30 protein-coding genes are annotated in these 26,086 nt (G+C 64.3%); 15 read left to right on the forward strand and 15 right to left on the reverse strand.

Annotation, left to right across the window (positions count from 1 at the left end; all coding sequences use genetic code 11):
• Positions 1-317 (reverse strand): TadE/TadG family type IV pilus assembly protein (locus LB571_RS27270; protein ID WP_224599496.1); only part of this gene is annotated, 317 nt, incomplete at its 3' end.
• 207 nt (positions 318-524) lie between these two features.
• On the opposite strand from LB571_RS27270, the gene lepA reads away from it, so the two are divergent.
• The 4 genes from lepA (at position 525) to LB571_RS27290 (ending at position 3,531) form a co-directional block, all read left to right on the forward strand.
• Entirely contained in the window at positions 525-2,330 is a 1,806-nt protein-coding gene (lepA, locus tag LB571_RS27275; RefSeq protein WP_140712023.1) for a translation elongation factor 4, read from the forward strand.
• Between the two features lie 128 nt (positions 2,331-2,458).
• Positions 2,459-2,806 carry a hypothetical protein gene (locus LB571_RS27280; RefSeq protein ID WP_224599498.1) on the forward strand — a complete coding sequence of 116 codons (348 nt, stop codon included), beginning with the start codon at positions 2,459-2,461 and terminating at the stop codon, positions 2,804-2,806.
• Positions 2,807-3,019: 213 nt separating this feature from the next.
• Positions 3,020-3,220, forward strand: a complete 201-nt coding sequence (locus LB571_RS27285) for a hypothetical protein (RefSeq protein ID WP_140719501.1) — start codon at positions 3,020-3,022, stop codon at positions 3,218-3,220.
• Positions 3,202-3,531, forward strand: a complete 330-nt coding sequence (locus LB571_RS27290) for a hypothetical protein (protein WP_224599500.1) — start codon at positions 3,202-3,204, stop codon at positions 3,529-3,531. The genes LB571_RS27285 and LB571_RS27290 overlap by 19 nt, the downstream gene beginning before the upstream one ends.
• 368 nt (positions 3,532-3,899) lie before the next feature.
• On the opposite strand, the gene LB571_RS27295 is transcribed toward LB571_RS27290, so the two are convergent.
• The 3 genes from LB571_RS27295 to LB571_RS27305 form a co-directional block, all read right to left on the reverse strand.
• Positions 3,900-5,540 (reverse strand): ABC transporter substrate-binding protein, encoded by a 1,641-nt coding sequence (locus LB571_RS27295; protein ID WP_224599503.1) that lies wholly within the window; start codon positions 5,538-5,540, stop codon positions 3,900-3,902.
• 554 nt (positions 5,541-6,094) lie between these two features.
• The gene (secB, locus tag LB571_RS27300; RefSeq protein WP_015314738.1) at positions 6,095-6,595 is read right to left on the reverse strand and encodes a protein-export chaperone SecB; all 501 of its coding nucleotides are present in this window, start codon (positions 6,593-6,595) and stop codon (positions 6,095-6,097) included.
• Positions 6,596-6,872: 277 nt separating this feature from the next.
• Positions 6,873-7,370 carry an FxsA family protein gene (locus tag LB571_RS27305; protein ID WP_083883153.1) on the reverse strand — a complete coding sequence of 166 codons (498 nt, stop codon included), beginning with the start codon at positions 7,368-7,370 and terminating at the stop codon, positions 6,873-6,875.
• Between the two features lie 200 nt (positions 7,371-7,570).
• On the opposite strand from LB571_RS27305, the gene LB571_RS27310 reads away from it, so the two are divergent.
• Genes LB571_RS27310 through LB571_RS27325 form a run of 4 tightly spaced genes read left to right on the forward strand, consistent with a single transcriptional unit; the run spans position 7,571 to position 10,292 of the window.
• Positions 7,571-8,278, forward strand: coding sequence for a Tim44/TimA family putative adaptor protein (locus tag LB571_RS27310; protein WP_015314736.1), 708 nt, complete (start codon positions 7,571-7,573; stop codon positions 8,276-8,278).
• Positions 8,279-8,299: 21 nt separating this feature from the next.
• A complete protein-coding gene (locus LB571_RS27315) occupies positions 8,300-9,400 on the forward strand; it encodes a murein transglycosylase A (protein WP_224524780.1) in 1,101 nt (366 codons plus the stop codon).
• Positions 9,397-9,927 (forward strand): Smr/MutS family protein, encoded by a 531-nt coding sequence (locus LB571_RS27320; RefSeq protein ID WP_224599505.1) that lies wholly within the window; start codon positions 9,397-9,399, stop codon positions 9,925-9,927. Before LB571_RS27315 ends, LB571_RS27320 begins: the two co-directional genes overlap by 4 nt.
• A complete protein-coding gene (locus LB571_RS27325) occupies positions 9,924-10,292 on the forward strand; it encodes a helix-turn-helix domain-containing protein (protein ID WP_015314733.1) in 369 nt (122 codons plus the stop codon). The genes LB571_RS27320 and LB571_RS27325 overlap by 4 nt, the downstream gene beginning before the upstream one ends.
• Positions 10,293-10,338: 46 nt before the next feature.
• Here the strand turns inward: LB571_RS27325 and LB571_RS27330 are convergent, their stop codons facing one another.
• The 4 genes from LB571_RS27330 to LB571_RS27345 all read right to left on the reverse strand — a co-directional run bounded on the left by LB571_RS27330 (position 10,339) and on the right by LB571_RS27345 (position 13,602).
• Entirely contained in the window at positions 10,339-10,578 is a 240-nt protein-coding gene (locus LB571_RS27330; RefSeq protein WP_140619862.1) for a hypothetical protein, read from the reverse strand.
• Positions 10,579-10,893: 315 nt separating this feature from the next.
• Positions 10,894-11,508, reverse strand: coding sequence for a transglutaminase-like cysteine peptidase (locus tag LB571_RS27335; protein ID WP_140619860.1), 615 nt, complete (start codon positions 11,506-11,508; stop codon positions 10,894-10,896).
• Positions 11,509-11,667: 159 nt separating this feature from the next.
• Positions 11,668-12,945 carry a polyhydroxyalkanoate depolymerase gene (locus tag LB571_RS27340; RefSeq protein ID WP_140619858.1) on the reverse strand — a complete coding sequence of 426 codons (1,278 nt, stop codon included), beginning with the start codon at positions 12,943-12,945 and terminating at the stop codon, positions 11,668-11,670.
• A gap of 288 nt (positions 12,946-13,233) precedes the next feature.
• On the reverse strand, positions 13,234-13,602 hold the full coding sequence (locus LB571_RS27345; RefSeq protein WP_015314729.1) for a septal ring lytic transglycosylase RlpA family protein: 369 nt from the start codon (positions 13,600-13,602) through the stop codon (positions 13,234-13,236).
• 309 nt (positions 13,603-13,911) lie between these two features.
• Here LB571_RS27345 and LB571_RS27350 point away from each other — a divergent pair, with 309 nt between their 5' ends.
• The gene (locus LB571_RS27350) at positions 13,912-14,097 is read left to right on the forward strand and encodes a hypothetical protein (RefSeq protein ID WP_015314728.1); all 186 of its coding nucleotides are present in this window, start codon (positions 13,912-13,914) and stop codon (positions 14,095-14,097) included.
• 51 nt (positions 14,098-14,148) lie between these two features.
• Here the strand turns inward: LB571_RS27350 and LB571_RS27355 are convergent, their stop codons facing one another.
• The 4 genes from LB571_RS27355 to tauA form a co-directional block, all read right to left on the reverse strand.
• Complete coding sequence (locus LB571_RS27355; protein ID WP_224599507.1) at positions 14,149-14,337, reverse strand: hypothetical protein; 189 nt, start codon at positions 14,335-14,337, stop codon at positions 14,149-14,151.
• 19 nt (positions 14,338-14,356) lie between these two features.
• Positions 14,357-15,217, reverse strand: a complete 861-nt coding sequence (locus LB571_RS27360) for an ABC transporter permease subunit (RefSeq protein ID WP_224599517.1) — start codon at positions 15,215-15,217, stop codon at positions 14,357-14,359.
• Entirely contained in the window at positions 15,214-15,987 is a 774-nt protein-coding gene (locus tag LB571_RS27365; protein ID WP_224599518.1) for a taurine ABC transporter ATP-binding protein, read from the reverse strand. The genes LB571_RS27360 and LB571_RS27365 overlap by 4 nt, the downstream gene beginning before the upstream one ends.
• Before the next feature lie 111 nt (positions 15,988-16,098).
• Positions 16,099-17,112, reverse strand: coding sequence for a taurine ABC transporter substrate-binding protein (gene tauA, locus LB571_RS27370; RefSeq protein WP_015314724.1), 1,014 nt, complete (start codon positions 17,110-17,112; stop codon positions 16,099-16,101).
• 624 nt (positions 17,113-17,736) lie between these two features.
• Between tauA and LB571_RS27375 the strand changes: the two genes are divergently transcribed.
• The 4 genes from LB571_RS27375 (at position 17,737) to LB571_RS27390 (ending at position 23,032) form a co-directional block, all read left to right on the forward strand.
• Positions 17,737-18,225, forward strand: a complete 489-nt coding sequence (locus LB571_RS27375) for an RrF2 family transcriptional regulator (RefSeq protein WP_015314723.1) — start codon at positions 17,737-17,739, stop codon at positions 18,223-18,225.
• 31 nt (positions 18,226-18,256) lie between these two features.
• Complete coding sequence (locus LB571_RS27380; RefSeq protein ID WP_015314722.1) at positions 18,257-19,600, forward strand: FAD/NAD(P)-binding protein; 1,344 nt, start codon at positions 18,257-18,259, stop codon at positions 19,598-19,600.
• Between the two features lie 826 nt (positions 19,601-20,426).
• Entirely contained in the window at positions 20,427-21,866 is a 1,440-nt protein-coding gene (locus LB571_RS27385) for a pyridoxal-phosphate dependent enzyme (protein WP_224599520.1), read from the forward strand.
• Positions 21,863-23,032, forward strand: coding sequence for a trans-sulfuration enzyme family protein (locus LB571_RS27390; protein ID WP_224524798.1), 1,170 nt, complete (start codon positions 21,863-21,865; stop codon positions 23,030-23,032). The genes LB571_RS27385 and LB571_RS27390 overlap by 4 nt, the downstream gene beginning before the upstream one ends.
• 97 nt (positions 23,033-23,129) lie before the next feature.
• On the opposite strand, the gene LB571_RS27395 is transcribed toward LB571_RS27390, so the two are convergent.
• Both LB571_RS27395 and LB571_RS27400 read right to left on the reverse strand, forming a co-directional pair.
• On the reverse strand, positions 23,130-23,318 hold the full coding sequence (locus LB571_RS27395) for a hypothetical protein (RefSeq protein ID WP_140823044.1): 189 nt from the start codon (positions 23,316-23,318) through the stop codon (positions 23,130-23,132).
• 7 nt (positions 23,319-23,325) lie between these two features.
• Positions 23,326-23,511: a hypothetical protein gene (locus LB571_RS27400; RefSeq protein WP_224524800.1), complete on the reverse strand. Its 186-nt coding sequence runs from the start codon at positions 23,509-23,511 to the stop codon at positions 23,326-23,328.
• A gap of 167 nt (positions 23,512-23,678) precedes the next feature.
• On the opposite strand from LB571_RS27400, the gene rsmI reads away from it, so the two are divergent.
• Both rsmI and LB571_RS27410 read left to right on the forward strand, forming a co-directional pair.
• On the forward strand, positions 23,679-24,575 hold the full coding sequence (rsmI, locus tag LB571_RS27405) for a 16S rRNA (cytidine(1402)-2'-O)-methyltransferase (RefSeq protein ID WP_015314717.1): 897 nt from the start codon (positions 23,679-23,681) through the stop codon (positions 24,573-24,575).
• Between the two features lie 81 nt (positions 24,576-24,656).
• A complete protein-coding gene (locus LB571_RS27410; protein WP_015314716.1) occupies positions 24,657-25,034 on the forward strand; it encodes a YraN family protein in 378 nt (125 codons plus the stop codon).
• 117 nt (positions 25,035-25,151) lie between these two features.
• Here the strand turns inward: LB571_RS27410 and LB571_RS27415 are convergent, their stop codons facing one another.
• Complete coding sequence (locus LB571_RS27415) at positions 25,152-25,958, reverse strand: undecaprenyl-diphosphate phosphatase (protein WP_015314715.1); 807 nt, start codon at positions 25,956-25,958, stop codon at positions 25,152-25,154.
• Between the last annotated feature and the right edge of the window lie 128 nt (positions 25,959-26,086).

Consider the following 26,086-nt stretch of genomic DNA (forward strand, 5'->3'; position numbering starts at 1 on the left):
GTGGCCTGCGCCGTGGTGGCGGTGGTGGTGTTGCCGGCCACGAAGTTGGTCAGCGTCGCGGTGCCTTGTCCACCGTTTGCGGCGAAGGAATCCTGCAGCAGCGTCTGGCGCTGCGCCAGCGTCGACGTGATGTCCATGGTCGTGATCGTCAGGATCGCGGCATCCAGCGCCTGCTGCTGGTTGGATTTGGTCTGGACCGCGCTTGTATAGTCGACCGAGAAGCCGATGACCGCGATCAGGGGCATCAGGCTCATCAGGAAGAGCGGCATCATCGACCCGCTGCGGGAGCGGGCAAAGCCGCGCAAAATCCTGAACATTTCAAACCCCCGACAGACATTAGCGAGCGTGCAATTACCACGAGCCGGCGAACCAAGCTCTAATGTGACCCATCAAAGTTTATGCATTCTTTGCCCGTAGGCCGGTTTTTTCGATTTTTTCGCTGATCTCACCGCTTTGTGAGCGGCAAGGCAGCCCTTGGGCGCCAAGCCTTGCCGCCGCTTGCCGCCCCTGCTAAAGCGCGCGGCATGAGCACGCCCCTCGACCACATCCGGAATTTTTCCATCGTCGCCCACATCGACCATGGCAAATCCACGCTTGCCGACCGCCTGATCCAGTCCACCGGCGGGCTGGAGCTGCGCGACATGAAGGAGCAGGTGCTGGACTCGATGGACATCGAGCGCGAGCGCGGCATCACCATCAAGGCGCAGACGGTGCGGCTGAAATACCGCGCCAACAATGGCGAGGACTATATCCTCAACCTCATCGACACGCCCGGCCATGTCGACTTCGCCTATGAAGTGTCGCGCTCGCTCGCCGCCTGCGAGGGTTCGCTGCTGGTGGTCGACGCTTCGCAAGGCGTCGAGGCGCAGACGCTGGCCAATGTCTACCAGGCCATCGACAACAACCACGAGATCGTCGTGGTGCTGAACAAGGTCGACCTGCCGGCCGCCGAGCCCGAGCGCATCCGCGAGCAGGTCGAGGAGGTGATCGGCATCGACGCCTCCAACGCCGTGCTGATCTCGGCCAAGACGGGGCTTGGCATTCCCGACGTGCTGGAAGCCATCGTCCACCAATTGCCGCCGCCGCGCGAGGGCGATGCCACGGCGCCGCTCAAAGCCATGCTGGTCGACAGCTGGTACGACGCCTATCTCGGCGTCATCGTGCTGGTGCGCGTCATCGACGGCGTGCTGAAGAAGGGCCAGACCATCCGCATGATGGGCACCGGCGCCAAGTACCTGGTCGAGCGCACCGGTGTGTTCACGCCCGCCCGCATCAATGTCGACGAGCTCGGCCCCGGCGAGTTCGGTTTCTTCACCGGCTCGATCAAGGAAGTGGCCGACACGCGCGTCGGCGACACCATCACCGAGGACAAGCGCCAGACCGCGCATGCGCTGCCCGGCTTCAAGCCGGCGCAGCCGGTGGTGTTCTGCGGCCTGTTCCCGGTCGACGCCGCCGATTTCGAGGATTTGCGCGCCGCCGTCGGCAAACTGCGCCTCAACGACGCCTCCTTCTCCTATGAAATGGAAACCAGTGCAGCGCTCGGCTTCGGCTACCGCTGCGGCTTCCTGGGCCTGCTGCATCTGGAAATCATCCAGGAGCGGCTGGAGCGCGAGTTCAACCTCGACCTGATCGCCACCGCGCCCAGCGTCGTCTACCGGCTGCTCCTCAATGACGGCTCGATGAAGGAACTGCACAACCCGGCCGACATGCCCGACGTCGTGAAGATCTCTGCCATCGAGGAGCCGTGGATCCGCGCCACCATATTGACGCCCGACGACTATCTCGGCGGAATTCTAAAGCTCTGCCAGGACCGGCGCGGCATCCAGGCCGACCTCTCCTATGTCGGCAAACGCGCCATGCTGACCTACGACCTGCCGCTCAACGAAGTCGTCTTCGACTTCTACGACCGGCTGAAGTCGATCTCGAAAGGCTACGCCTCGTTCGACTATCACCTGACCGACTACCGCGAGGGCGACCTGGTGAAGATGTCGATTCTGGTCAACGAGGAGCCGGTCGACGCGCTGTCGATGCTGGTGCACCGCACGGCGGCCGAAAAGCGCGGCCGCCAGATGGTCGAGAAGCTCAAGGAGCTGATCCCGCACCACCTGTTCAAGATCCCGATCCAGGCCGCCATCGGCGGCAAGGTCATCGCCCGCGAAACCATCTCGGCGCTCCGCAAGGACGTCACCGCCAAGTGCTATGGCGGCGACGTCTCGCGCAAACGCAAGCTCTTGGACAAACAGAAAGAGGGCAAGAAGCGGATGAGGCAGTTTGGCAAGGTGGATATCCCGCAGGAGGCGTTTATCCAGGCGCTGAAGATGGGGGATTGAGGAACTTCCCGATCTTAGTGAGGCGTACAGACGAATATGTGCCTATACCTGTCATTGGATTTCGTTGGACACCGGCGCGAATTCGGCCGACCATTTTATTCCCCGGAAGATTAGCCCGAATCTGGCGTATGAGTGGAGCAATTTGCGATTCGTTTGCTCCCTTGCTAAACGCAAGGAAAGGAACAAAGACCGTTGTTGATCCTTTCGACGTGCAGCCAGAGATGTTTCGGCTCGATTTTTCAAGCTTGTTTGTATTCGTTGGTGAGGGATTTCTTGATGATCGGCTCCTGAGCGACACGATCGAAATTCTGAAATTGAACGATGATATCGTTGTCGATTCGAGAGAGGAGTACGTCTCCCTTTACGCGAGCGGGATTGTCGATTTGGAATATCTCTCTCGTAGAGCTCCATTTATTTACCTTGAGTTGCGCCGCCAGGAAATCAGCAGAGCTGATTTGCTTGGTATGAACTATTGAGCGCGGCATGACGAAAAAGTCACTTACATTCCGCTTCCCATCAAGGTCCGCGACAACACCGCCGAAGAACTCTTTCCAGTGACCGGGCGGTTCCTGATGAGGACGATCTCAGGCTTCCAAAGGGGGCTGCTGACGGCCCGCCTGTTCGTCGCGCGCCGCTTGGAGAACACCTCATCCCTGCCGTATTCTTAGGCTGCTAGCGGGAGACATCACATGCGCTCCACTCTAGACACCATCGCCGCGCTCGGCCTCGCCATCGGCGGCATCTTCGGCCTTGCCGGCACCTTCGTGGCGAGCGATGCGCTGCGCGAAACGCTGTGGGCGATCGACGGCGTGGCGCTGGTGGTGGCGGCCGCGCTGCTCACGATGAAGTATCAGCGGCTGGGCATGATTGCGTGGCGGCCGGGTTCCTGACCTTCCTCGCAGGCGAGAGCCTGCTTTTATCAGGTAATGCGGCTGGCCTGCAGGCCAGCGTGCCTTCCTATGTCGGCGGCATCTCGCTTTGGGCGGCGGCACTGATCATGGTCAGCGCGCCGGACACTTTCGCGCTGTGGATGCGGGTGACCGGGCTCGTTGCCGCCGTGCTGTTCCTGGTGTCGGTGGGCATGGTGCTGGGGGGCGCGTCCTTGCTGCCGACCTCGGCGCCGCTGCCCGCCGCCGGCTATCCCTTGCTGGTGCTGGCCTTCGCCGGCTGCATCTGGGCCCTGCTGAGGCTGGGACGGTAGACGCTGTCTGCCGTCGTCGGAATCCGCGACAGGAAGACGGACGTCGGCGCCGCCCCTCACCTGCCTGCCGGCATCCTCTCCCCGTATAGTGACGGGGAGAGGGGCGCTGTGATCGGCGGCTTCGCCAATCGCCAACGTTTGCAGAAAAGGCGCCGGCGTTGCGGCCAGCGTCTTTCTCCCCGTCTCTATACGGGGAGAAATGCCCGGCAGGGCAATGAGGGGCGGCGCCGACCTCCGAGATATGCATGCAACAGCCGGGCGCTTCTCGTTAGCCGGCTTTGACTTCGCGGAGGGCGTCCCCCGCTCCGTCCCGGCTGCGCCGAACCCCTTGCTTTCGCGGGGGCGAGGAACTCAACGCCGCGCCCGCGTCAACTCTCAATCCAAACCTTCTCAAAATGCTGTTCCAGCGCCTGATGCTGCTCGCAGCCTTCGATGCCCTTGCGGTAGGTCCGGTAGACCGAACGCCAGTAGGGCTGGATGATGATGCCTGAATCGCGCAAATTCTGCTCGATCTTGGCCATGACCTCCTTGCGGGCCTTGGGGTCGGGCATGGCGAGCGCCTTGTCGAGCAGCGCGTCGAACTCCTTCGAGGCATAGGCGCTCTCGTTCCAGGCGGCGCCCGATTTATACGCCAGCGCCAGCACCTGGACGCCGAGCGGGCGGCCGAGCCATTCGGTGCAGGAATAGGGGAACTTGCTCCAGTCGTTCCAGAAGGTGGCGGCGGGCAGCACGGTGCGCTTGATCTTGAGGCCCGCCTCGCGCATCTGCGCGGCGATGGCGTCGCCGGTGCTCTTCTGCCATTCGATGTCGACCGAGATCAGGTCGTATTCGTGGTCCGCCTTGCCGCTCTCGGCGAGCAGCGTCTTCGCTGCCTCGACATCGCGCTTGGCCGGACCGATATCGGCATATTCGGGGTGCATCGGGCCGACATGGTGGTTGTCGGCGGGCTTGCCGCGGCCATCGAGGCCGAGCTTCAGCACGGCGGAATTGTCCACGGCAAGCTGGGCGGCGCGGCGTACCTTGACGTCGTCATAGGGCGCGTTGGCGACGTTGAAGCGGGCGACGATGGTCGAGCCGGTGGCGATCTCGGAGTTCTTCAGCCCCATCTTGTCGGTCTGCGAGACGGCGTCGGAAGCGGTCTCGTGATCGGTGTCGATCTCGCCGGATTCGAAGGCCGACAGCATGGCGTTGGGGTCGGAGCCGTAGTCGATCCACTGGATGCCATCGAGGTAGAACTCGCCCTTCCACCAGGGCTTGTCCCGGCGCTTGACCTCCGCGGCCGTCTCGGCGTCCCATTTCACCAGCTCGCACGGGCCGGTGGTGATGGCGAGCGCCTTCATCGGGTCGCCGTCGCCCTCATAGGAGCGGTGCATGATCAACGCGGGATAGTCGGCCATGCCGGCGATCAGCGAAATGTCCGGCTTCGGCATGTTGAGCTTGATGGTGTAGTCGTCGACCTTCTCGATGCCGCCATCGACCACCTTCTTGGTGTCGGCATTGACCAGCGCGCCCATGCGCGCGGCGACCGAATTGCCGGCAACGCCGGCTTCGCACCAGCGGGTGAGATTGTGGACGACGTCGTCGGCGTTGAAGGCGTCGCCGTTCGACCAGGTGATGCCCTTGCGCACATGCAAGGTCAGCGTTTTGGCGTCGTCGCTCATCTCCCATTTTTCGAGCAGCCAGGGCTCGAAGGTGAAGTCGGTATTCCAGCGCACCAGATATTCGTTGCAGTGACGCGCGACGTTGGACATTTCGACACCGTCGAAGGTGCGCGGATCCTTGAAGCCCTTGACGTTCATGGCGACGCGCAGCACGCCGCCCTTCTTCGGCTCGGCGGCGCGGGCGGGCGTCGGGGCGATGCCGCCCAGCGCAAAAGCGCCGGCGGCGCTGACGCCGAGGCCGGCCATCAGCGCCAGATATTCGCGGCGGCTGATGCCGCCCGTCCTGAAATCGTCGGCGACAGGTTTGGCGCGCGGGTGAAGTTTGCGGTCGGTCAGCATGAATTTCATCGTCGTTCCCTCTTTTGTTGGTGCATGCCCAAAATTGCCCAGCGGTTTTGGGACGACGGCCTGCACGGAAACAGGCTCGCCCCGGCGGACAAGCCGACGCGGCGCGGCTGCGACCGCCGGGGCGCCATTGCCTGAGAGGGAATGATAGGGCTGGGTGACGTGGCGGAATGTTCTGGAATCCGCAGGACTTGTGCGATGCTCCGCAGGGGGTGGACGGACCTGGTCGCACCACCTCTTGTCTGCTAGCCATCTCCCCCGCAGGGGATCGGTCGGATTGCGAGCAAGAGCGATGCGTTTGCCTGCGGCTTCGCGTTTCACCAGCGGCTTCCCCCACTCCGTCTCGGCTTCGCCGAGCCACCTCTCCCCCCTCCGGAGGGAGAGGAAGGAACGCGCTTGGCGAGGTCGCGCCTTTCCTCTACCCCGTCGATCGGGGGAGAGGTGTCGAGCGAAGCTCGACGGAGTGGGGGTCGACCCATGGCGCGATCGGTCAATCCACCAGAACAAAAAACCCGGCGCGAGGCCGGGTTTTTCAAGCGATCCCTGTCAGCCGAGGATCAGCTCACCTGGGTCTTGGAGGACGCGGCCTGGTCTTCGGCCAGCTTCTGCTGGAACATCTGCGCGAAGTCGATCGGGTCCAGCATCAACGGCGGGAAGCCGCCATTGCGCGTCGCCTCGGCGATGATCTGGCGGGCGAAGGGGAACAGCAGGCGCGGACATTCGATGAACAGGATCGGCAGCATGTGCTCCTGCGGGAAGCCCGAAATGGCGAAGACGCCGCCATAGACCAGCTCGACGTTGAACAGCACTTCCTGGTCGAAGGAGGCCTTGGCGTTCAGCGTCAGATTGACGTCGAACTGCTTGTCGGAGAGCGGGTTGGCGTTGACGTTGACGTTGATGGCGATGCCGGGCGCCTTGTCGCGGCCGCGCAACGAGTTCGGCGCGCCGGGGCTTTCGAAGGACAGGTCCTTCACATACTGGGCCAGCACGTTGAGCGACGGCTGTGCCGCGTTGCCGTTGCCATTGGCGCCGACCGGCGCGTCATCATTGCTGGCCATGAGCCACTATCCTTTTCCCCTGGGCAGTCTCGCTCACCGAATTGAATCGGGGCTGACCGAATTGAAATCGGGCGTTCGCTACCATGGCCGGCATGACAAGACAAGGTTTGCCGCCGTGTGACCGGAGCGGACCCAGACTGCATCGAGATTCAGGTCAGGCCGAGGCGAAAAGGGTGGTTTCCGAGAACCGGAGCGGAGCGTACTTGAAGTACGTGAGCACCGGAAGCGCAGGAAGCCGCCCTTTGCAGACCGGCATCACCTGAATATCGATGCAGTCTCAATCGTCCTTCAGCCGCCGCCACGGCGAATTGTGGTCCGGGCCGCGCTTGAGGTCGTCCTCGCGCGAATAGTCGCCGTCGCCGAGGTCGATGACCTTGTCGCGCTGACGGCGGAAGCCGCCGGTGGAGAAATTGCTGGCCACGACGATGCGGCCCTTCAGCCTGCTCCAGGCAAGGTCGCGCACCGGCGGCAGGAACAGGAGCAGGCCGACAATGTCCGTGATGAAACCGGGAATGATCAGCAGCACCGCCGCGACCACGATCATGGCGCCATGGGCGAGCTGGCCGCTGGGGTCGCGGCCGGCGGCCATCTCGGCGCGGATGCGGGTCATGACGCCGAAACCCTGTTGACGCAGCAAGAGCACGCCGGCGAAGCTCGAGGCCAGCACCAGGCCGACCGTCGCCAGCGCGCCGACCTCACGGCCGACGACGACGAAACCGGCGATTTCCAGCAGCGGAAGCGCGAGGAGAAAGAGGGGAAGCAGCGAAATGCGCAAGTCTTTACCGATCATTCAATTGTTTTGTCCCGCTGGCGGCCAATCGCCGCTGGCACGGAGGCTGTTAGATAGGTATGCCTGCCTTTGATTTGAATGATTGCGCCTTGCGTTCTATATGCTTTGAATGGTGAACGCTATGCGACCGCGGCCTGCTGGGCTGGACGGTCCGGCCTAGAGGCAGGGATTGATTGGCGGAAAATATGGGCTTCTTCGACTTCGGCACGATTTTCTTCCTGATCGCGGCGGTGGTGATCTTCTTCCAGCTGCGCAACGTGCTGGGCCGCCGGACCGGTAGCGAGCGGCCGCCCTTTGACCCCTACACGGCGGCGCGCACCGACAAGGACGCCACGCAGAAGCCCGAGAATGTCGTTTCGCTGCCGCGCAAGCGGGCGCCCGGCGAGCCGGCGCCGGCCGACGCCTACACGGCCATCGACGCCTTCGCCAAGCCCGACACCGATCTCAACAAGGGCCTGCGCGCGATCAAGGACAACGACCCCTCCTTCGATCCCAAGGGGTTCGTCGACGGCGCCAAGATGGCTTACGAAATGATCGTCATGGCCTATGCCGACGGCGACCGCAAAACGCTGAAGAACCTTCTGTCGCGCGAGGTCTATGACGGCTTCGTCGCCGCGATCGGCGAGCGCGAGGCCAAGTCGGAAAAGATCCAGTCCTCCTTCGTCGGCATCGACAAGGCCGACATCGTCTCGGCCGAGATGAAGGGCGGCGAGGCGCATGTGACGCTGCGCATCATCAGCGAGCTGATCTCGGCGACGCGCGACCAGGCCGGTACGGTGATCGACGGCGATCCCGAGACGGTGGCCGAGGTCAAGGATGTCTGGACCTTCGCCCGCGACACACGCTCGCGCGATCCGAACTGGAAGCTCGTCGCCACCGAAGAAGAAGACTGAGTCCGGCAAAGGCAGGCTCCGGTGTCGCTGTCGCCTCTCCTTGTTGAAAGGTCTTTCGGCGACCTGCCCGGCTGGGGCGACGACGACCATCTGCCGGCCTTCGCCGCCTTTGCCCGGTCCGCCTTCCATGTGCCGGTAAAACCCTATCGCAGCGGCGCGCTGGGCGTCGACTTCGGCGCCTTCGCCGAGGCTTATGCGCAAGCGCGTGAAGCCCCCGCCGCCAGTTCGTCCGAAGCGCGCGCCTTCTTCGAGCGCCATTTTGTCCCCATGCTGGTGCGGCCCGAAACTGGCGCCGGCCTCGTCACCGGTTTCTACGAACCGCAAGTCGAGGCCTCGCCGGTGCGGACGGAGCATTTTGCCGTGCCGCTGCTGTCGCGTCCGGCCGATCTCGTCGATGTCGACGACACCAACCGGCCCGCCGGGATGGATCCTTACCTCGCCTTCGCGCGCCGGACCGTCGATGGGCTGGCCGAATATCCCGACCGTGGCGCGATCGAGCGCGGCGCGCTCGCGGGCCAGGGGCTGGAGATCGCCTGGCTGGCAGACAAGGTCGATGCCTTCTTCATCCATGTCCAAGGCGCGGCCCGGCTTGTCATGACCGACGGGCGGCTTTGCCGCGTCACCTACGCCGCCAAGTCAGGCCAGCGCTTTACGGGTCCCGGCAAAATCCTGAGCGGGCTCGGCGAAATCCCGCTGGCCGACGTGACCATGCAGTCGATCCGCGCCTGGTTCAAGGCGCATCCTGGGCGGGTCGACGAAATCCTGTGGCAAAACCGCTCCTACATCTTCTTCCGCGAGGCTGCAGTGGATGATGCCGCGCTCGGTCCGATCGCGGCCGCCAAGGTGCCGCTGACGCCGGGCCGCTCGATGGCCGTCGACCGGCTGCTGCACACATTCGGCACGCCTTTTTACATCGACGCGCCGACGCTCACCGCCTTCGACAAAAACCCGTTTCGGCGGCTGATGATCGCGCAGGACACCGGCTCGGCCATAACAGGGCCGGCGCGTGGCGACCTGTTCGCCGGCTCGGGCGATGCCGCCGGCGAGATCGCCGGCGTGGTGCGCAACGCCGCCGATTTTTATGCGCTGGTGCCGCGAGCGCTGGCCGGGGGCGCGAGATGAGCAAGCGAGGCGATAAACTCAGCGATGACGACCGGGTGCTGTGGAACCTGGTGGCGCGCACCGCCAAGCCGCTCAAGGGCCGCGCTGCGGTCGACATTCCGGACATGGCCGTCGATGCCAGGCCGGCGCCGGCGCAGCCGGTCCAGCCCGCCGCCAACGCGACGGCTGTTGCAAAACCGAAGGTCCAGCATGTCACGCACCGGCTCGACGAGCCGACGCTGGACAAGCTGCAGAAAGGCCGGCTGCCGATCGAGGGCCGCGTCGACCTGCACGGCATGACGCAGGACGAGGCCTATTCGCTGCTGTTCTCGTTCCTGCACCGGGCGCATGCCGGCGGCGTCCGCTATGTGCTGGTCATCACCGGCAAGGGGTCTTCCTCGGGCGGCGATGGCATCTTGCGGCGCGCCGTCCCGGCCTGGCTGTCGACACCCGCGTTCCGGCCGCTGGTCTCCAGCCACGACCATGCCGCCCGGAACCATGGCGGCTCGGGCGCGCTTTATATCAGGCTGCGGCGGGCGCGCTCGTGACGCCGTTCGGCGAGCGGCTGCGGGCGCTGCGGGCCGAGCGCGGCGTCAGCCAGAAGGACATGGCGGCGGCGATCGGCGTCAGCGCCGCCTATCTCTCGGCGCTCGAGCATGGCCGGCGCGGCGCGCCGACCTGGACGCTGATCCAGAAGATCATCGGTTATTTCAACATCATCTGGGACGATGCCGAGGAGCTGGCGCGGCTGGCCGAAACCTCGCATCCGCGGGTGAAACTCGATACGTCGGGCCTGTCCCCCGCCGCCACCGAACTTGCCAATCTTCTGGCCGAGACCATCGAGAAACTCGATGAAGCCGAGCTTCTGCGCATCACCGCGTCGATCCGCGCGGCGCTGGGCCGGCGATCGTAGAAGACAGCGCCCGCCGGCGAGCAGCCGGCGGGCAGCCGCGGTGCGATCAATTCTTGCCGGCCGTGCTGCCGCCATTGCCGCCACGACCATGGTCGCCATGGCCCTGGCCGCCATTTCCACCGCCCAGGCAGTCCGACGCGCCGGCCTCGCCGCAACAGCGGCCGGCCCACAAATCGTTGAGGTTGGTGTTGGCGCAGCTTGGAATGGTCTGCCCGGCCAGAGCTGATCCGGTGAGCGCCGAAACGGCGGCGGCGGCGAGAAGCGTGTTGCGCAGAAAAGCAGTCATTTGAAGTCTCCATGATTTGGGTTGGTTCGGTTCACGGCTGTGTGTCGCCGGGCGAACGGAAATGGTTCACGGAGGGATGCGGAAATTTTCTGGAGGGTCCCCAAAGGGAGCCGTGGGTCAGCAGTGCGGCAATGGCAGAGGCCCCAGAGATTGCGGAACCTCCACGGTTCATCCATCCACGGGCGGAGCGGGAGCGAAGCGGACGCGCAGCCCCGAGGATCCATGCCGCGATCTGCGAGCTTCGCAACGGTGCAGAATGTAACGGTATGGCAGCGCCGGGGTGGCGCCGCCTCAGGCAGGTGCCCCGCTATGGCCCTACTGCACCGAGCCGACCAGAACCTGCTGGCCGCCGCGGATCGAGACCCAGCGGCCGGTGTTGTCGATCGCCTGGCGCTTGAGGAAGCGGTAGCCGGTCTGGTCCCAAGACTTGACCTTGTCGGTCAGATTGTCGAGCACATAGTCGCCGCCATCGGTGCGCACCGTCAGCACGGCGTGGCCTTCGCCGTCGGGCTTGCGGACCACGGTTATCAGGAGATCGGCGAGCGACATGCCCATGCGGGACAGCTGGCGCCGCTTCTCCAGCACGTAGTCCTCGCAGTCGCCGACGCCCTTGTCGGGATAGGCCCAGACCTCGTCCTTGCCGTAGATGTCCATGTCGCTCATCGGCTTGACGGCGGCGTTGACCCTGGCGGTGACGTTGACCAGCTTGCGCATCAACCCGTCGGTCAGCACCGCCGGCGCGAGATTGGCCGGGCGGATCGAACATTCGCCTGGACGCTGCTTGCAGAAATCGTAGTGGCCGATCGGCTGCGAGGTGAGGCCCCCGGTGGCCATGGCGCCCGAAGCCCAGGCCGGTGCCATCCAGCCCCCCGTTAACGCCAGCCCTGCTGCCGCGCATACGCGCAGCCTTCGCATGGTTGAGGAATTCATTGTCCCCGCTCGCCCTGTTGTTAACGAAACGTTAAGGGCGATTTACACTCCGTGTCAATTACGACGTCGGCCTGATTTGCAGCATGGTTACCCGCGGGGAGGCAGAGCGGCACTTGTGCAACAAAATCGGACCCGCGTCCGGTTCCGTTTCAAAACCGCCTACCGCTTGGCGGTGCGGACCAGCTTCGGCTTCACCGCGACGCGGTTCTGGCGGCCATAGCTGGTGATGAAGTCGACGATGCGCGGCACGATCTCGGAGCGGAAGCGCGAGCCGTTGAAGACGCCGTAATGGCCGACTGCCGGCTGCATGTAGTGGGCCTTCTTGTCGGCGGGAATGTTGACGCACAAATCCTGCGCCGCCTTGGTCTGGCCAAGACCCGAAATGTCGTCGTTCTCGCCCTCGACCGTGAACAGGGCAACGTTGCGTATGACGGACGGATCGATCCTGGTGCCGCGATGCGTCATCTCGCCCTTGGGCAGCGCATGGCGCACGAAGACCGTGTCGACCGTCTGCAGATAGAACTCCGCCGTCAGATCCATCACCGCCAGATATTCGTCATAGAAGTCGCGGTGTTTTTCGGCATTGTCGCCATCGTGCTTCACAAGGTTCATGAAGAATTCCTTGTGGGCGATGATGTGGCGGTCGAGGTTCATGCTCATGAAGCCCGAAAGCTGCAGGAAACCGGGATAGACCTCGCGGCCGAAGCCCGGCACTGGCCAGGGCGCGCGCATGACGACGTTGTCGCGGAACCAGTCGATGCCCTTTTCCTCGGCCAGCAGATTGACGGCGGTCGGGTTGCGGCGGGTGTCGATCGGCCCGCCCATCAGGGTCATCGTCGAAGGCACGAAGGGATCGCCCTTCGCCTCCATCAGCGCCACCGCCGCAAGCACCGGCACGGAAGGCTGGCACACGGCCATCACATGCGTGTCCGGACCCAGCGTGTGCAGCATGTCGATGACGTAGTCGATATAATCGTCGAGATCGAAGCTGCCATCGGCCAGCGGCACCATGCGGGCGTCGACCCAGTCGGTGATATGGACATCGGCATAGGGCAGCATCGCCTCGACCGTGCCGCGCAGCAGCGTGGCATAATGGCCCGACATCGGCGCCACGATCAAAAGCTTCGGGTCGGCCTTGCGCCCGGCGGGAACGGCGCGCTCGAACCGGACGAGATTGCAGAACGGCTTCGACCAGACGGTCTTCTCGGTGACCGCGACGCTCTTCCAGTCGACCACCGTCTTCGCGAGGCCGAATCGCGGCTTGCCGTAGCGGCGCGTGGTGCGCTCGAACAGTTCGGCGCCGGCCGCGATGGAACGGCCCCAGGGCGTATGCGAAACCGGGTTGAGCGGGTTAGAGTAGAACAACCGGACCGCGTCGGCATAGAGCCGCGCCGGCTGCAAGGCCGCGTGGTTCATTTCGTAGAGCTGGTAGAACATACGTTACCCCGCGACCGAAGGGACGACGATCAGCGCCGAGCCCTAGATGTCTCGCGGGGAAGTTAACAACTAATTGCTGCGATGCAATACGTCACGTGGCGTGACCAATGCTTCTTTCGCCGAAGGCCTTGAAAACCGGGCACGGCCGGCCCAGCCGGCTCAATGTGCAGTGCCGAAATGTGTAGGATATGTGTCAGGCTCTCGCGCCCGCCTGACCATGATCCCGAAAGTTCCCGGTTGCTGCGCTGATCCGCGGTCGGGAAGGCTCATGGTCAGGAGAGGGTCAAATCAGACGCGCGCCATGCAGACGGAGGTCTGTCCGGAGCCGATGAAGCCGAGCTGGCCGGCGGCGCCTTTCGACAGGTCGAGCACCCGGCCCTTGATGAAGGGACCGCGATCGTTGATCCGCACGACGACGCTGCGGCCGTTGTTCTTGTTGGTGACCCGCAATTTGGTGCCGAAAGGCAGCGTGCGGTGGGCGGCGGTCATCGCCGAGGGGTTCATACGCTCGCCCGATGCGGTCCTCGAGTGCAGCGCGTACCAGGAAGCGCGGCCACACTGACCGGCGGCGGCGGTTGCCGAAGTGGCGGAGGCGCCGACCATCAGGCCAGCAGCGATCGTTACCGCGACAAGCGCGGTCTGTTTCGTGGTCTTCATATTTGGGGGATGGCTCCGTTTTTGACAGACCCAAGCCGTTAGGTGGGAAATAAGGCAGGAAATGCGGCAGTGATCTGGCGGTTCCATGGCAAGATCACACGTTTGGAGTCAGGGGGTAACAGTTTGTCAGGGATTTTCGGACCAGATTTCATCAGTTATCGATGATGTTCGTGCCGATATCCGAGATCCGTTTGACAAGATCCGGGATTAATCTCCAAGTAGAAACCGCTGGGATCGAGCCACTTCCTTTGGCTCTTTCATCGCGGCTGTGGCGCCGCTCTCGATCGACTGGGAAAGCGAGATCCGACAATGAGACTGACCAAAAATCTGCTGGCGTTGATTGTGCTGGCGATCGGTGCGTTGTGGTCGCTGCAAGGGATCGGCGTGGTCGGCGGCAGCTTCATGACCGGCCAATCGCAATGGCTCTATATCGGACTCGCCGCCATGCTGGTCGGCCTGGCCGGCCTGGTATGGGCGAACCGTGGGCATGGTTGATTTTCGAGCAAGCGCGCCCGCTGCTGAGCGCGCCGCCCGTGGCGACTGCGTTCACTGCGACCAGTACTGCCAGGCCCAGTAAAAACTCTCGTCGCGAGGTGGCAGGCGATCGCGCCCGGCGCGGAGATGGACCGGCGCCGGCGAGCGCGGGCTGTCGTCACTTGCCGCGTTCTCGTCGGAAGCAAGGCCGAGCAGCCAGGCGCTGACATGGGCAAACAACACGGCGGTGGAATGGGTCATCGTCATTCTCCTTTTCCGATCATTCCCGCCCCGCCCATGGGACCAGCACGCGCTCGATGCGGCGGATGGTGAATTCGAGCACGAAGGCGATGGCGGCGATCACCAATATGCCCATGATCACAACGTCGGTGACGAGGAACTGGGCCGCCGACTGGATCATGAAGCCAAGCCCGCGCGTTGCCGCCACCAGCTCGGCCGCGACCAGTGTCGACCAGCCGGCGCCGAGCGCGATGCGCAGGCCGGTCAGGATCGAGGGCAGGGCGCTGGGCAGGATCACGTGGCGGACCACTTGGCGTCGAGTCGCACCAAGCGAACGCGCGGCGTTGACGCGCTCCCGCGAGACGCCGCGGACGCCCGAGGCGGTCGACAGCGCGACCGGCGCCAGCATGGCGATGGCGATCACCAGGATCTTCGACGGCTCGCCGATGCCGAACCAGATGATGACCAGCGGCAGGTAGGCCAGCGGCGGGATCGGCCGCAGGAATTCGAGCAGCGGATCGAAGATGCCGCGCCCCACCGTGCTGATGCCGATGGCGAGCCCCACCGGCACGCCGACCAGGATGGCGGCGACCAGCGCGGCAAAGACGCGGCCCAGACTGGCGACGACATGCTGCGGCAGCGTCGCGTCGACGAAGCCGTCGCTGATAACCACGATGAACTTGTCCCACACGGCAAGCGGCGAGGGCAGGAACACCGGCGACACCAGTTGCAGGCGGGCCGACAGTGTCCAGAGCGCCAGCACCGCCAGGATGGTGGCGGCGCTGACCATGCGCGCCGAAACGCCTGTCCGTTTCGCCCGTGGCCTCGACCAGGGCACCGACAGGCCGTCGATTTCGTCTGTCCTTGAACCGGGCCGTTCGGTGTAGGAGGAAATGGTCATGCCGCCTCTCCCTCGAAGATCGCGTCGGTCAGTTCGCCGCGCGCCGCCGCGAAGGCCGGATCGGCCTTAATGGCGCGAATGGGCTCGCCTGCCGCGTAACGCCTGGAGAAGCGCGGCTCTAAGGTTCGCACCACGCGGCCCGGGCCGGGCGCCAGCACGACGATGCGGGTGGCGAGCACCAGCGCCTCCTCGATGCCGTGCGTCACCATCAGCACGCCGGCATGGCTTGCCGTCCAGAGGTCGAGCAGCGTCGTCTGCATGCGCTCGCGCGTCAGCGCGTCGAGCGCGCCGAGCGGCTCGTCGAGCAGCAGGAATTCGGGTTCGGCGGCGAGCGCCCGGGCAAGTCCGACACGCTGGCGCATGCCGCCGGACAGCTCCCAGATGCGTTTGTCGCCGGCTTCAGCGAGCTTGACCAGCGCCAGCAGTTCATCGGCGCGGCGCGCCCGTTCGGCTGGCCTCACACCGCGCAGCCTGAGCGCGAAGGCGACGTTCTCGCGCGCCGTGAGCCACGGAAACAGCGCATCGTTCTGGAACACCACGGCCCGGTCCGAACCGGGCCCGGTGATCGGCTTGCCATTGACCGTGGCACTGCCGCGCGCCGGTATGACCAGGCCGGCGGCGACGTTGAGCAGCGAGGTCTTGCCGCAGCCGGAGCGGCCGACAAGGACGACGAAATCGTTCTTGGCAACGCCGATCGACACGTGCTCGACGGCGGGTGCCGGCTGGCCGTCATAGTGGATGGAGATCTTGTCGAGCACGAGATGCAGCATGGGCCCTCGCCGATTGGAAGGATATCCGCCTGCCCCAAAACCGCGCCTCGTCTGCGGCTTCGGGACAGGCAACACGCGGCGTCAGGGAAGGAGAGCCGCGTGTGCGAGGCGTCAGTTCGAGGCCAGCGCCTCGGTGACGTATTTCGAAGTGACGTATTTCGAATAGTCCGGCAGCACCGCGTCGACCTTGCCTTGCTCCTTGAGGAAGGCGGATGCCGCCGCGATCGCACTGACCGTACCGCCGCCGAGGAACTTCCCGGATGCCTGCTCTTCCAGGGTGGGGAAGACATAACCCTTGAGCAGCTCCGGCACCTCTTCCAGCTTGGCGCCGGTGAGCTTGGCGATCGCGGCGGCCTGCGGCGACGACACCGACCAGGCGTCGGGCTTGGCGAGATAGTCCGCATAGGCGGTGCCCGTCACCTTGACGAAGTCGCGCACGGCTTCCGGGTTCTTCTCGGCGAAGTCGGTGCGCACGATCCAGGCGTCGAAGGTTGGCGCGCCCCAGGCGGCGACCTGCGAGGAATCCAGCACCACCTTGCCGGATGTCTTGATCTGGCCCAGCGCTGGGTCCCAGACATAGGCGGCGTCGATATCGCCGCGCGCGAAGGCGGCGGCGATTTCCGGCGGCCGCAGGTTGAGGATCTGGACCGATTTCGGATCGACATTCTCGTGCTTGAGCGCGGCAAGCAGGCTGTAATGCGTCGTCGACACGAACGGCACGGCGACCTTCTTGCCGGCGAGGTCTGCGACCTTCTCGATGCCGGCGCCGTTGCGGGCGACCAGCGCCTCGGATTGCCCGATCAGGCCGACGACGAAAATGGTCTGGATCGGCAGTTCGCGGCTGGCGGCGGCCGCCAGCGGGCTCGAGCCGACATAGCCGATATCAACCGAGCCGGAGGCGACCGCAGCGATGACATCGGCGCCGGAATCGAATTTGCGCCAGTCGATGCTGGCCTTGGTCGCCTTTTCATAGGCGCCATCGGCCTGCGGCACTTTCGAGGGTTCGACCACCGTCTGGTAGCCGATGGTGATCTTCAGGTCTTCGGCGAGCGCCGGGCTGAGGAAGGCGGCGCCGGCGAGGGCGGCCGACGACAGAAGGAGAATGCGTCGCGAAATGGTGGGCATCAAAGGGCTCCATGAAAAGGTAAAACCGGATTGCATGTCCATAGTTCTCTAATTCCATGATTCTTGTAGAGTTAAATCCTTCCAAGGAAGGAGAGCTTGTTGGAAAAAAGCCACTGGCGGCGGGCCGCCACGGCGGAAGTGACGGTTGCCGTCGTCCAAGAGCGGCGAGCCCATCAACTTTGCCCGAGGGCTCGACCTCGACCGTTGCAGATACAGACAGGTTCAAACGAGAATTCCGGGTTTTCCCTACCTCCAGCAAACTGATGCTTCGAATGGCAGAGAATTTAGAATGGAGTTCCGCGTGCCGGCACTTAAGTATAGTAATCTTATCGAATAGATTGGAGGCGCTGAATACCGGGCCGTACTCACCACATCGCTGGCGTCACCGGCTTCCGGCTGCAGGCCTTCATGCAAGCAAGCGATGTTTCCGTGTCATCGGTGTCACAAGGCGGGCCTAAAATCGCCGCAACGAGTTGAAAATCAAGCAAGATCAACCGCAATTGGCTTGTATATCATGTCACTGGAATTTATGTGTCATGGAGGCTTCGGCGCGGCGGGGAGGCACGCGAGGCGTTTCGCAACGGATGGCCTAAGGCCATCGCACGACAGAGAAACGTTCGGTTCATGCTCACCAAAAAAGGCAAGTACGGCCTCAAGGCGCTCGTCCATCTCGCGCACATGCCGGCCGGACGGCTCGCCTTCGTCGGCGATATCGCGACCGGCAACAACATCCCGAAGAAATTCCTCGACGCCATTCTGGGCGAGCTGCGCAATGCCGGCTTCGTCCAGAGCCGGAAGGGCAAGGAGGGCGGCTATCGCCTGGCCCGGCCCGCCGACGAGATCAAGGTCGGCCACGTCGTGCGCGTCCTCGACGGGCCGTTGGCTCCGATCCCCTGCGCCAGCCGCACACAGTATCAGCGCTGTGAAGACTGCAACGAGGCGACATGCCAAGTCCGACATCTGATGCTGGAAGTCCGGCAGGCGATCGCCGAGGTGCTCGACCAGCGCAGCCTCGCCGAGATGCGCGACATTGCCGACGACCTCCCGGTCGCGAGGGACGACCTGCCGGTGGCGCGGAACGACCTGTCGGTCGCGGTGAAGGTCCAGGCCTGAAGCCGGCACTTCGCATGGGGCTCGCTTGCGCATGACCGGGCGAACCAACCCGACCCGTTCCATCATCATCGTCGGCGGCGGCGCCAGCGGCGTCGTGCTGGCCGCGCATCTGCTCAAATCGCCCAATCCGGACCTGCGCGTCACGCTGATCGAAAAACGCCCGCATTTTGGCCAGGGCATTGCCTATTCGACGCTGCTGTCGGCGCATGTGCTGAATGTCAGCGCCGCAGGCATGAGCGCCTATGCCGACGATCCCGGCAATTTCTGGCGCTGGCTGCTGGAGCGGGGGCTTGCGACACCGGAACAGGCTCCGGTCTATGCGCCGCGCAGCCTCTATGCGCGTTATCTCAAGGAATTGCTCGACGACCTGGAAACGCGCGAGCGCGAGACCGGCCGGCTGCGCCTGATCCGCGAGGAGAGCCTGTCGATCACGCCGACGGCGTCCGGGGTCGAGGTGGCGCTCGCCAACGGCACCAGCGTGGTCGCCCATCTTGCCGTGCTCGCTACCGGCCATGACGAACAGCCCGCGCAGGGCCACGCGATCCGGATGGGCTCGGAAGCCGACACCGCGCTCGATCCAGATAGCCGCATCCTGGTGCTGGGCACGGGCTTGAGCATGGTCGATGCATTCCTTTCCCTGGAGCAGCGCGGCCATCGCGGCGACATCATCGCGGTGTCGCGGCGCGGCCTGCTGCCCTCGCCGCACCGCAAGGGCAATCCGATCAAGCTCGACGTCGCCGACATCCCGCTCGGCACCCAGCTCTCCTATTTCGTCGGCTGGTTCCGCGACCTCATCCGTCAGAACCAGAAGGCCGGCGTCGACTGGCGCGACGTGGTGGACGGCCTGCGCCCCTTCAACCAGAAGATCTGGCAGAACTGGCCGGCCTCGGCCAAGCGCCGCTTCGTCGAGCACACCAAGGCCTGGTGGGACATCCATCGCCACCGCATGGCACCCGAGGTCTACGCCAGGGTGACGGAGGCCGTGCAATCGGGCCGCATCCGGCCGCTCGCCGGGCGCGTCGTCGGCGTCACGCCGGGCGACGGCTTCGCGGTGGAGGTCCAGTCGCGTCACACCCAGCGCCTCGAAACATTCGGCGTCGCCCGCATCTATGATTGCTCCGGTATCGTGCGCGACATCTCGACCTCGTCGAACAGCGTGGTGCGCTCGCTGGTCGACCGCGGCCTGGCGCGGCCGGATCCGCTGCGCATCGGCCTCGACGTCTCGGCCAATTGCGAGATCATCGCCGCCGATGGCACCGTTTCGCGAAAAATTCTCGCCGTCGGCCCGCTGACGCGCGGCACCTTCTTCGAGATCGACGCCATTCCCGATATCCGAGTCCAGTGCGCCAGGCTGAGCAAGCGGTTGCTGGGGTAGACAACCCCAGGCGGCGATTGTCTTTGGCAAGTGGTGCCCGCCTTAAGCCGCGAGCGTCTTCCGTGATCGCACCATATTCGGCTGGGCCTAGTCTGGTATTCGTCCTGAGCGGCCCTATGTCGGTTTGAACAACTTCCGTTCTTAACTATAAAACGGCAGGACTAAAGTCTTGCGCGCTAGCAGGCCTTGGTCCGAGGGGTCTTCGAACGTTCCGTGCTTGTCCATTGGACGTTCCATTACTTTAGTCAATCGAGATATACGTGGCTTGATATGGACCGCGGTAATGGGGATGCGAATCGGCCTGCCAAAAGGCGCGATCTTCCTTCCGTCGAGTGACCCAATGCCTCCCCAGCCCGGTTTCGAGCCAGTGCTTTCCTATGCCCTCGGACCAAAAGAATGGCCGGTGCGGGGATGCTTGGGTTGGAAGCAGGTCGCACCGGCCATCGCGGGTTAGGCTTCGATTGGGATCGTCCCCCGCACGACCAAGCTACATATATATTAGCCATTGCTCAACTAAGACTGAAGTCCCTCCAGCTACCAGCCGGAGGGATGGCGTTCAGCCGCCCAATGCCTCACACACGGCGCGCGGTCTCGGCGCCGGAAAAATTCTGCTGGCCGGTGATCTGCCTGGACCGGATCATGCCGCCGTCCGGTCCCACGGCTTGGCGCTGTCCCGCTGGCGCTCGGTCGGCACCGCCTCGCCTCGCCTGGATGACGGGCCGTGGAATTTCATTCCCCGTCTGGCCACCGGATTGGCACGATCTATCTTCTTTCCAACTGCGATCGGCTGGAAAAGACGCTAGGGTTGACCCATGGAGGCTCCGACATGAGTGAGCATAGAAAAACCACGGCCGACAGTGGCTCCTCGGATAGGGCGCTCTCGCGCCTGCGGCCGCCCTATGCGTCGTTGCTCGATCTGATCGGGCAGACGCCCATCGTCGAGCTGACCAAGTTCGACACCGGAAAATGCCGGCTGTTCATCAAGCTCGAGAGCCAGAACCCGGGCGGCTCGATCAAGGACCGTATCGCGCTGTCGACGATCGCGGCGGCCGAAAAACAGGGCAAGCTGAAGCCCGGCGGCACCATCGTCGAGGCGACAGCCGGCAATACCGGCCTTGGCCTCGCCCAGGTCGGCATTCCCAAGGGTTACCGCATCATCCTGGTCGTGCCCGACAAGATGTCGCGCGAGAAAATCCAGCATCTGCGCGCGCTCGGCGCGGAAGTGCGCATGACGCGTTCCGATGTCGGCAAGGGCCATGCCGAATATTACCAGGACATGGCGGAAAAAATCGCCGCCGAACTGCCCGGCGCCTTCTACGCCAACCAGTTCGCTAATCCGGCCAACCCGCTGGCGCATCAGACGACCACCGGCCCGGAGATTTTCTCGCAGCTTGACGGGGATGTCGACGCGGTGGTGGTCGGCGTCGGCTCGGGCGGCACACTGACCGGACTTGGCCGCTACTTCGCCGAGGTGTCGCCGAAGACGGAGATGGTGTTGGCCGATCCGGTCGGCTCGGTGCTGGCGCCGCTGATCAAGACCGGCAAGATGGAAGAGGCGGGAAGCTGGACCGTGGAAGGTATCGGCGAGGATTTCGTGCCGCCCAATGCCGATCTGTCTTTGGTCAAGAAGGCCTATTCCATCACGGACAAGCAGAGCATGCTGGCGGTTCGGGATCTGTTGTCCCGGGAAGGCATCCTGGCCGGTTCTTCCTCCGGGACGCTGCTATCGGCGGCGTTGCGCTATTGCCGCGAGCAGACGGTGCCCAAGCGCGTCGTCACCTTCGTCTGCGACAGCGGCAACAAGTACCTGTCAAAAGTGTTCGACGATTTCTGGCTGGCGGAACAGGGACTGGCCGAACACGAACAGCATGGCGACCTGCGTGACCTCGTGATGCGCACTCACCGCACTGGCGACACCGTCTATGTCGGGCCGGACGAGAGCCTGCTCAACGCCTATGGACGCATGCGCCGCTCCGATGTCTCGCAACTGCCGGTGCTCGACAATGGCAAGCTCGTCGGCATCGTCGACGAGAGCGACATCCTTGCCCATGTCGACGGCCCCTATGACGGACGCTGGGAGCGCTTCAACGGCCCGGTGCGCACAGCCATGACCTCGAACCTGCACACGCTGCAGGCCAGCCAGACGCTGGACGCGCTGCTGCCGGTGTTCGACCGCAACGAGGTTGCCATCATCTTCGACGGCGACGAGTTCGTCGGCCTGATTACCCGCATCGACCTGATCAACCATCTGAGGCGCGCACGATGACAACATCCGGAAAGAACCGCCTGGCGTTTTCGACGCGCACCATCCATGGCGGCCAGAGCCACGATCCGCTGACCGGTGCGGTGATGGTGCCGATCTACGCCACCTCGACCTATGGCCAGCAGTCGCCCGGCGTGCACAAGGGTTTCGAATATGCCCGCAGCCAGAACCCGACGCGATTCGCCTTCGAGCGCGCCGTGGCCGATCTCGAAAGCGGCTCGGCGGCTTTCGCATTCGCTTCCGGCCTGGCGTCGATCGCCACGGTGCTCGAATTGCTCGATTCCGGCGCGCATATCGTCGCCACCGACGACATTTATGGCGGCTCGTTCCGGCTGATGGAGCGGGTGCGCAAGCGCTCGGCCAATCTGCAAATTTCTTTCGTCGATTTCACCAATCTGGCCGCGGTTGAAGCCGCGATCCGGCCGGAAACAAAAATGCTTTGGGTCGAGACGCCGACCAATCCATTGCTGCGCATCGTCGATCTCGAAGGCGTCGCGGCGTTGGCGAAGCGCAAGGGAATCTTGTCCGTCGCCGACAACACCTTCTGCAGCCCCTACATCCAGCGGCCGCTGGAGCTCGGCATCGACATCGTGGTCCATTCGACGACGAAATATCTGAACGGCCATTCCGATATGGTCGGCGGCGTCGCCGTGGTCGGCGACAACAAGGATTTGGCCGACCGGCTGAAATTCCTGCAGAACGCCGTCGGCGCCATATCAGGCCCGTTCGACAGTTTCCTGGCGCTGCGCGGTTTGAAGACCCTGGCGCTCAGGATGGAGCGCCATTCCGCCAACGGCCTGAAGATCGCGCAGTGGCTGGAAGCGCGAAAAGATGTGCGCCGCGTCATCTATCCCGGCCTCGCCAGCCATCCCCAGCACGCCATCGCGGTCCAGCAGATGCATGCCTTCGGCGGCATGATCACGGCTGTGCTCGATCGCGATCTTGCCGGCACCAAACGCTTTCTCGAACGCACGCAGCTGTTCACGCTGGCCGAAAGTCTTGGCGGGGTGGAGAGCCTGATCGAGCACCCGGCGCTGATGACGCATGGCTCCATTCCCGCCGAGAAGCGGGCGGAGATCGGCATATCGGATTCGCTGGTGCGGCTGTCGGCGGGGATCGAGGATGGCGACGATCTGATCGCCGATCTGGATCGGGCGCTGGGGGGCTGAGTGCCTTTCGGCTGACCGAGGCCCGTGTTGCTCGCGGGCATGCCCTGCGTCGCGCCTTGCTCCGCCCACGACGATGAACTCGCCGATCTGAACCAGATCAGGCGTCGTGTTTGTGGCGATGCTTTCCGCGATCCTTCTCGGCGTGGGACTCTCCGGAGCGCACCGGCTTGGCGTTGTCCTTGTCGCGGCGCCCTCGGTGCTGGTCGCCTATCGGAGATAGCGGCACGCCGTGGCGCGCGTTTTTCGTTTCGAGACGGGTGATGAAAATATCGAAGCGATTGGGCATCGTCCGGTCAGTGCTCCGTCGTGCTGTCGGGTTTGTTGTCGGAAAGCCTGACATCCGTCGGCAAGGCAATCGAGGCCTGCTTGGTCAGGCTGGTGTCGTCCCGGGCCGGCAGCCGCTTGTCCTGGCGTGCGGCAATCCGGCCGCGGCCGGCATAGTAGGGCTCGAAAGCGTCCTGTATCGTCAGGCTGTCCATCCTGTCCTCCCTTGGGAATCAGGGGCTAAATCTGCCAAAACCGGTTTCGTTCCCTACTGTGGCGAAGGAATGGCGATTGCCTTACATCGGTGTGAGTTTTGCAAGCCGGCGCCAGCCATGCCAAATGGGTTTGGCAGGCCAAGCAGGGCTGAACGGAGACGGCATCGGTGACTGGCGAGACGGGCAAGCGCAGCTATGTGGTCGGGCAGACCGAGATCGCGGCCCGTCCGCTCGATCCGGCGCTCTATCTGGTGGCGACGCCGATCGGCAACCTCGCCGACATCACGCTGCGCGCCCTGGAGACGCTGGCCGCCGCCGACATCGTCGCCTGCGAGGACACGCGCGTGTCGCGCGTGCTGCTCGACCGCTACGGCATTCGCCGCCGCACCACGGCCTATCATGAACACAATGCGGGCGAGGCCGGGCCGAAGCTGATCGCCGCACTCGAAGCCGGCCAGAGCGTGGCGCTGATCTCGGATGCCGGCACGCCGCTGGTCTCCGATCCCGGCTACCGGCTGGTCGGCGAGGCGCTCGACCACGGCATCCGCGTCGTGCCGATCCCCGGCCCCTCGGCGCCGCTTGCCGCGCTGACGGCGTCGGGCCTGCCGTCGGACGCTTTCCTGTTCGCCGGCTTCCTGCCGGTTAAATCGGGACAACGCCTGGCCCGGCTGGAGGCCCTGAGAGCCGTGCCGGCGACGCTGATCTTCTTCGAATCGCCGCGCCGGCTGGCCGAGTCGCTCGGCGCCATGGTCGAGGCGCTCGGCGGCGAGCGCAAGGCCGCCATCGGCCGCGAATTGACCAAGACGTTCGAGGAGATGCGCACCGGCACGCTGCGGGCGCTCGCCGACCACTACGCGGGGGCCGATACGCCCAGGGGCGAGATCGTCGTCTGCGTCGGCGCCGCCGAGGCCAAGGCCGACGAACCTGAAGACATCGATCGCCTGCTCTTGTCGCTCGCCGCTGAAATGCCCGCCTCCAAGGCGGCGGCGGAAGCGGCGAAAATGACCGGCGGCCAGAAGCAGGCGCTATATCGGCGGCTGCTCGAGCTCAAGGACAGACCATGATCGCGAAAAGCGGAAACCGGTTTTCTCGGACAAACGGTTCCGTTTGTCCAAAAGTCATGGCCGAGCAACGAGAAACCAGCGGTGGCTGAGCGCCCGAGCGCCAGCCGCCAAAAGGCCTACCGGCGCGGCCATCGCGGCGAATGGCTGGCGGCGGCCGCGCTGATGTTGAAGGGCTACCGGATTCTCGCGCGCCGCCACCGCACCCGCTTCGGCGAGATCGACCTGATTGCGCGGCGCGGCGACCTCGTCCTGTTCGTCGAGGTCAAGGCGCGCCGCACGCTGATAGAGGCCATGGAGGCGATCGGTCACGAATCGGAGCGCCGCATCGAGGGTGCTGCCGATATCTGGCTGTCCCGCCAGCCCGACTATGGCAGGCTGTCTATGCGCTTCGATATGGTCGCCGTGCTGCCCTGGCGGTGGCCGGTGCATGTCCCGAATGCGTTTTACGGAAGGAGTTGACAGAAATCCGTGCGAGGCAGCCCCTCATCCGGCCGCTAGGGGAGAGGTCGGGTTGCCCCGAGTTGCCCCTCTCAATTCGGTTGGCAATCCCGGTGAGGGGCCTGCAACAACGCACGTTCACCCCCAGATCATCAGAGCCACCAGCCCGACGATCCCCACCACCAGGCGCCACCAGCCGAACAGCGAGTACCCGTTGCGCGAGACGTAGTCGAGCAGGTAGCGCACCACAACCAAGGCCGTGACGAAGGCGGCAACGAAGCCGATGGCGATGATCGGCAGGTCGGCCGAGGTCAGCACGTTGCGGTTCTTGAACAGGTCGAAGGCGAAGGCGCCGACCATGGTCGGGATGGCGAGGAAGAAGGAAAATTCCGCCGCCGCCCGCTTGTCTACACCCAGAAGCAGCGCGCCTACGATGGTCGAACCCGAACGCGACGTGCCGGGGATCAGCGACAGGCACTGGAACAGGCCGATCTGCAGGTAGAGTCTGGTCGGGAACCGCTCGACGTCGCGATAGACCGGCTTGAGGTTCATGCGGTCGACGACCAGCAGCACGACGCCGCCGATGATCAGCATGATGCAGATCAACCGGGGTGATTCGAACAGCACAGTCTTGATGAAATCATGCGCCAGCGCGCCGATGATCGCCGCCGGCAGGAAGGCGATGAGGATGCCGATGACGAAATGCCGCGTCAGCCGGTCATGCGGCAGGTCGAGCAGCATCTGCCACAGGCGCCGGAAATAGACGCTGAGGATCGCCAGGATGGCGCCGAGCTGGATCAGGATCTCGAAGGCCTTGCCGGTCGACTGGAACCCGAGGAAATGGCCGGCGAGCAGGATGTGGCCGGTCGAGGACACCGGGATGAATTCGGTCAACCCCTCCAGCAGGCCAAGCAGCAGGGCTTCGACGATGGTCTGGCTTTCCATTTCTACCTCGGCATTGGCGTGACGGCTAACAGAATGGCTTGCTTGTCATGGCGCCGAAGTCCCCCTATAGGTCGCAACACCCCTGACGGCCCGATAGCCGGGCGGCCAAGACTTACCGGTGCGCCCTG

The organism is Mesorhizobium sp. BR1-1-4 (genome assembly GCF_020165375.1).
Lineage (GTDB): Bacteria > Pseudomonadota > Alphaproteobacteria > Rhizobiales > Rhizobiaceae > Mesorhizobium > Mesorhizobium australicum.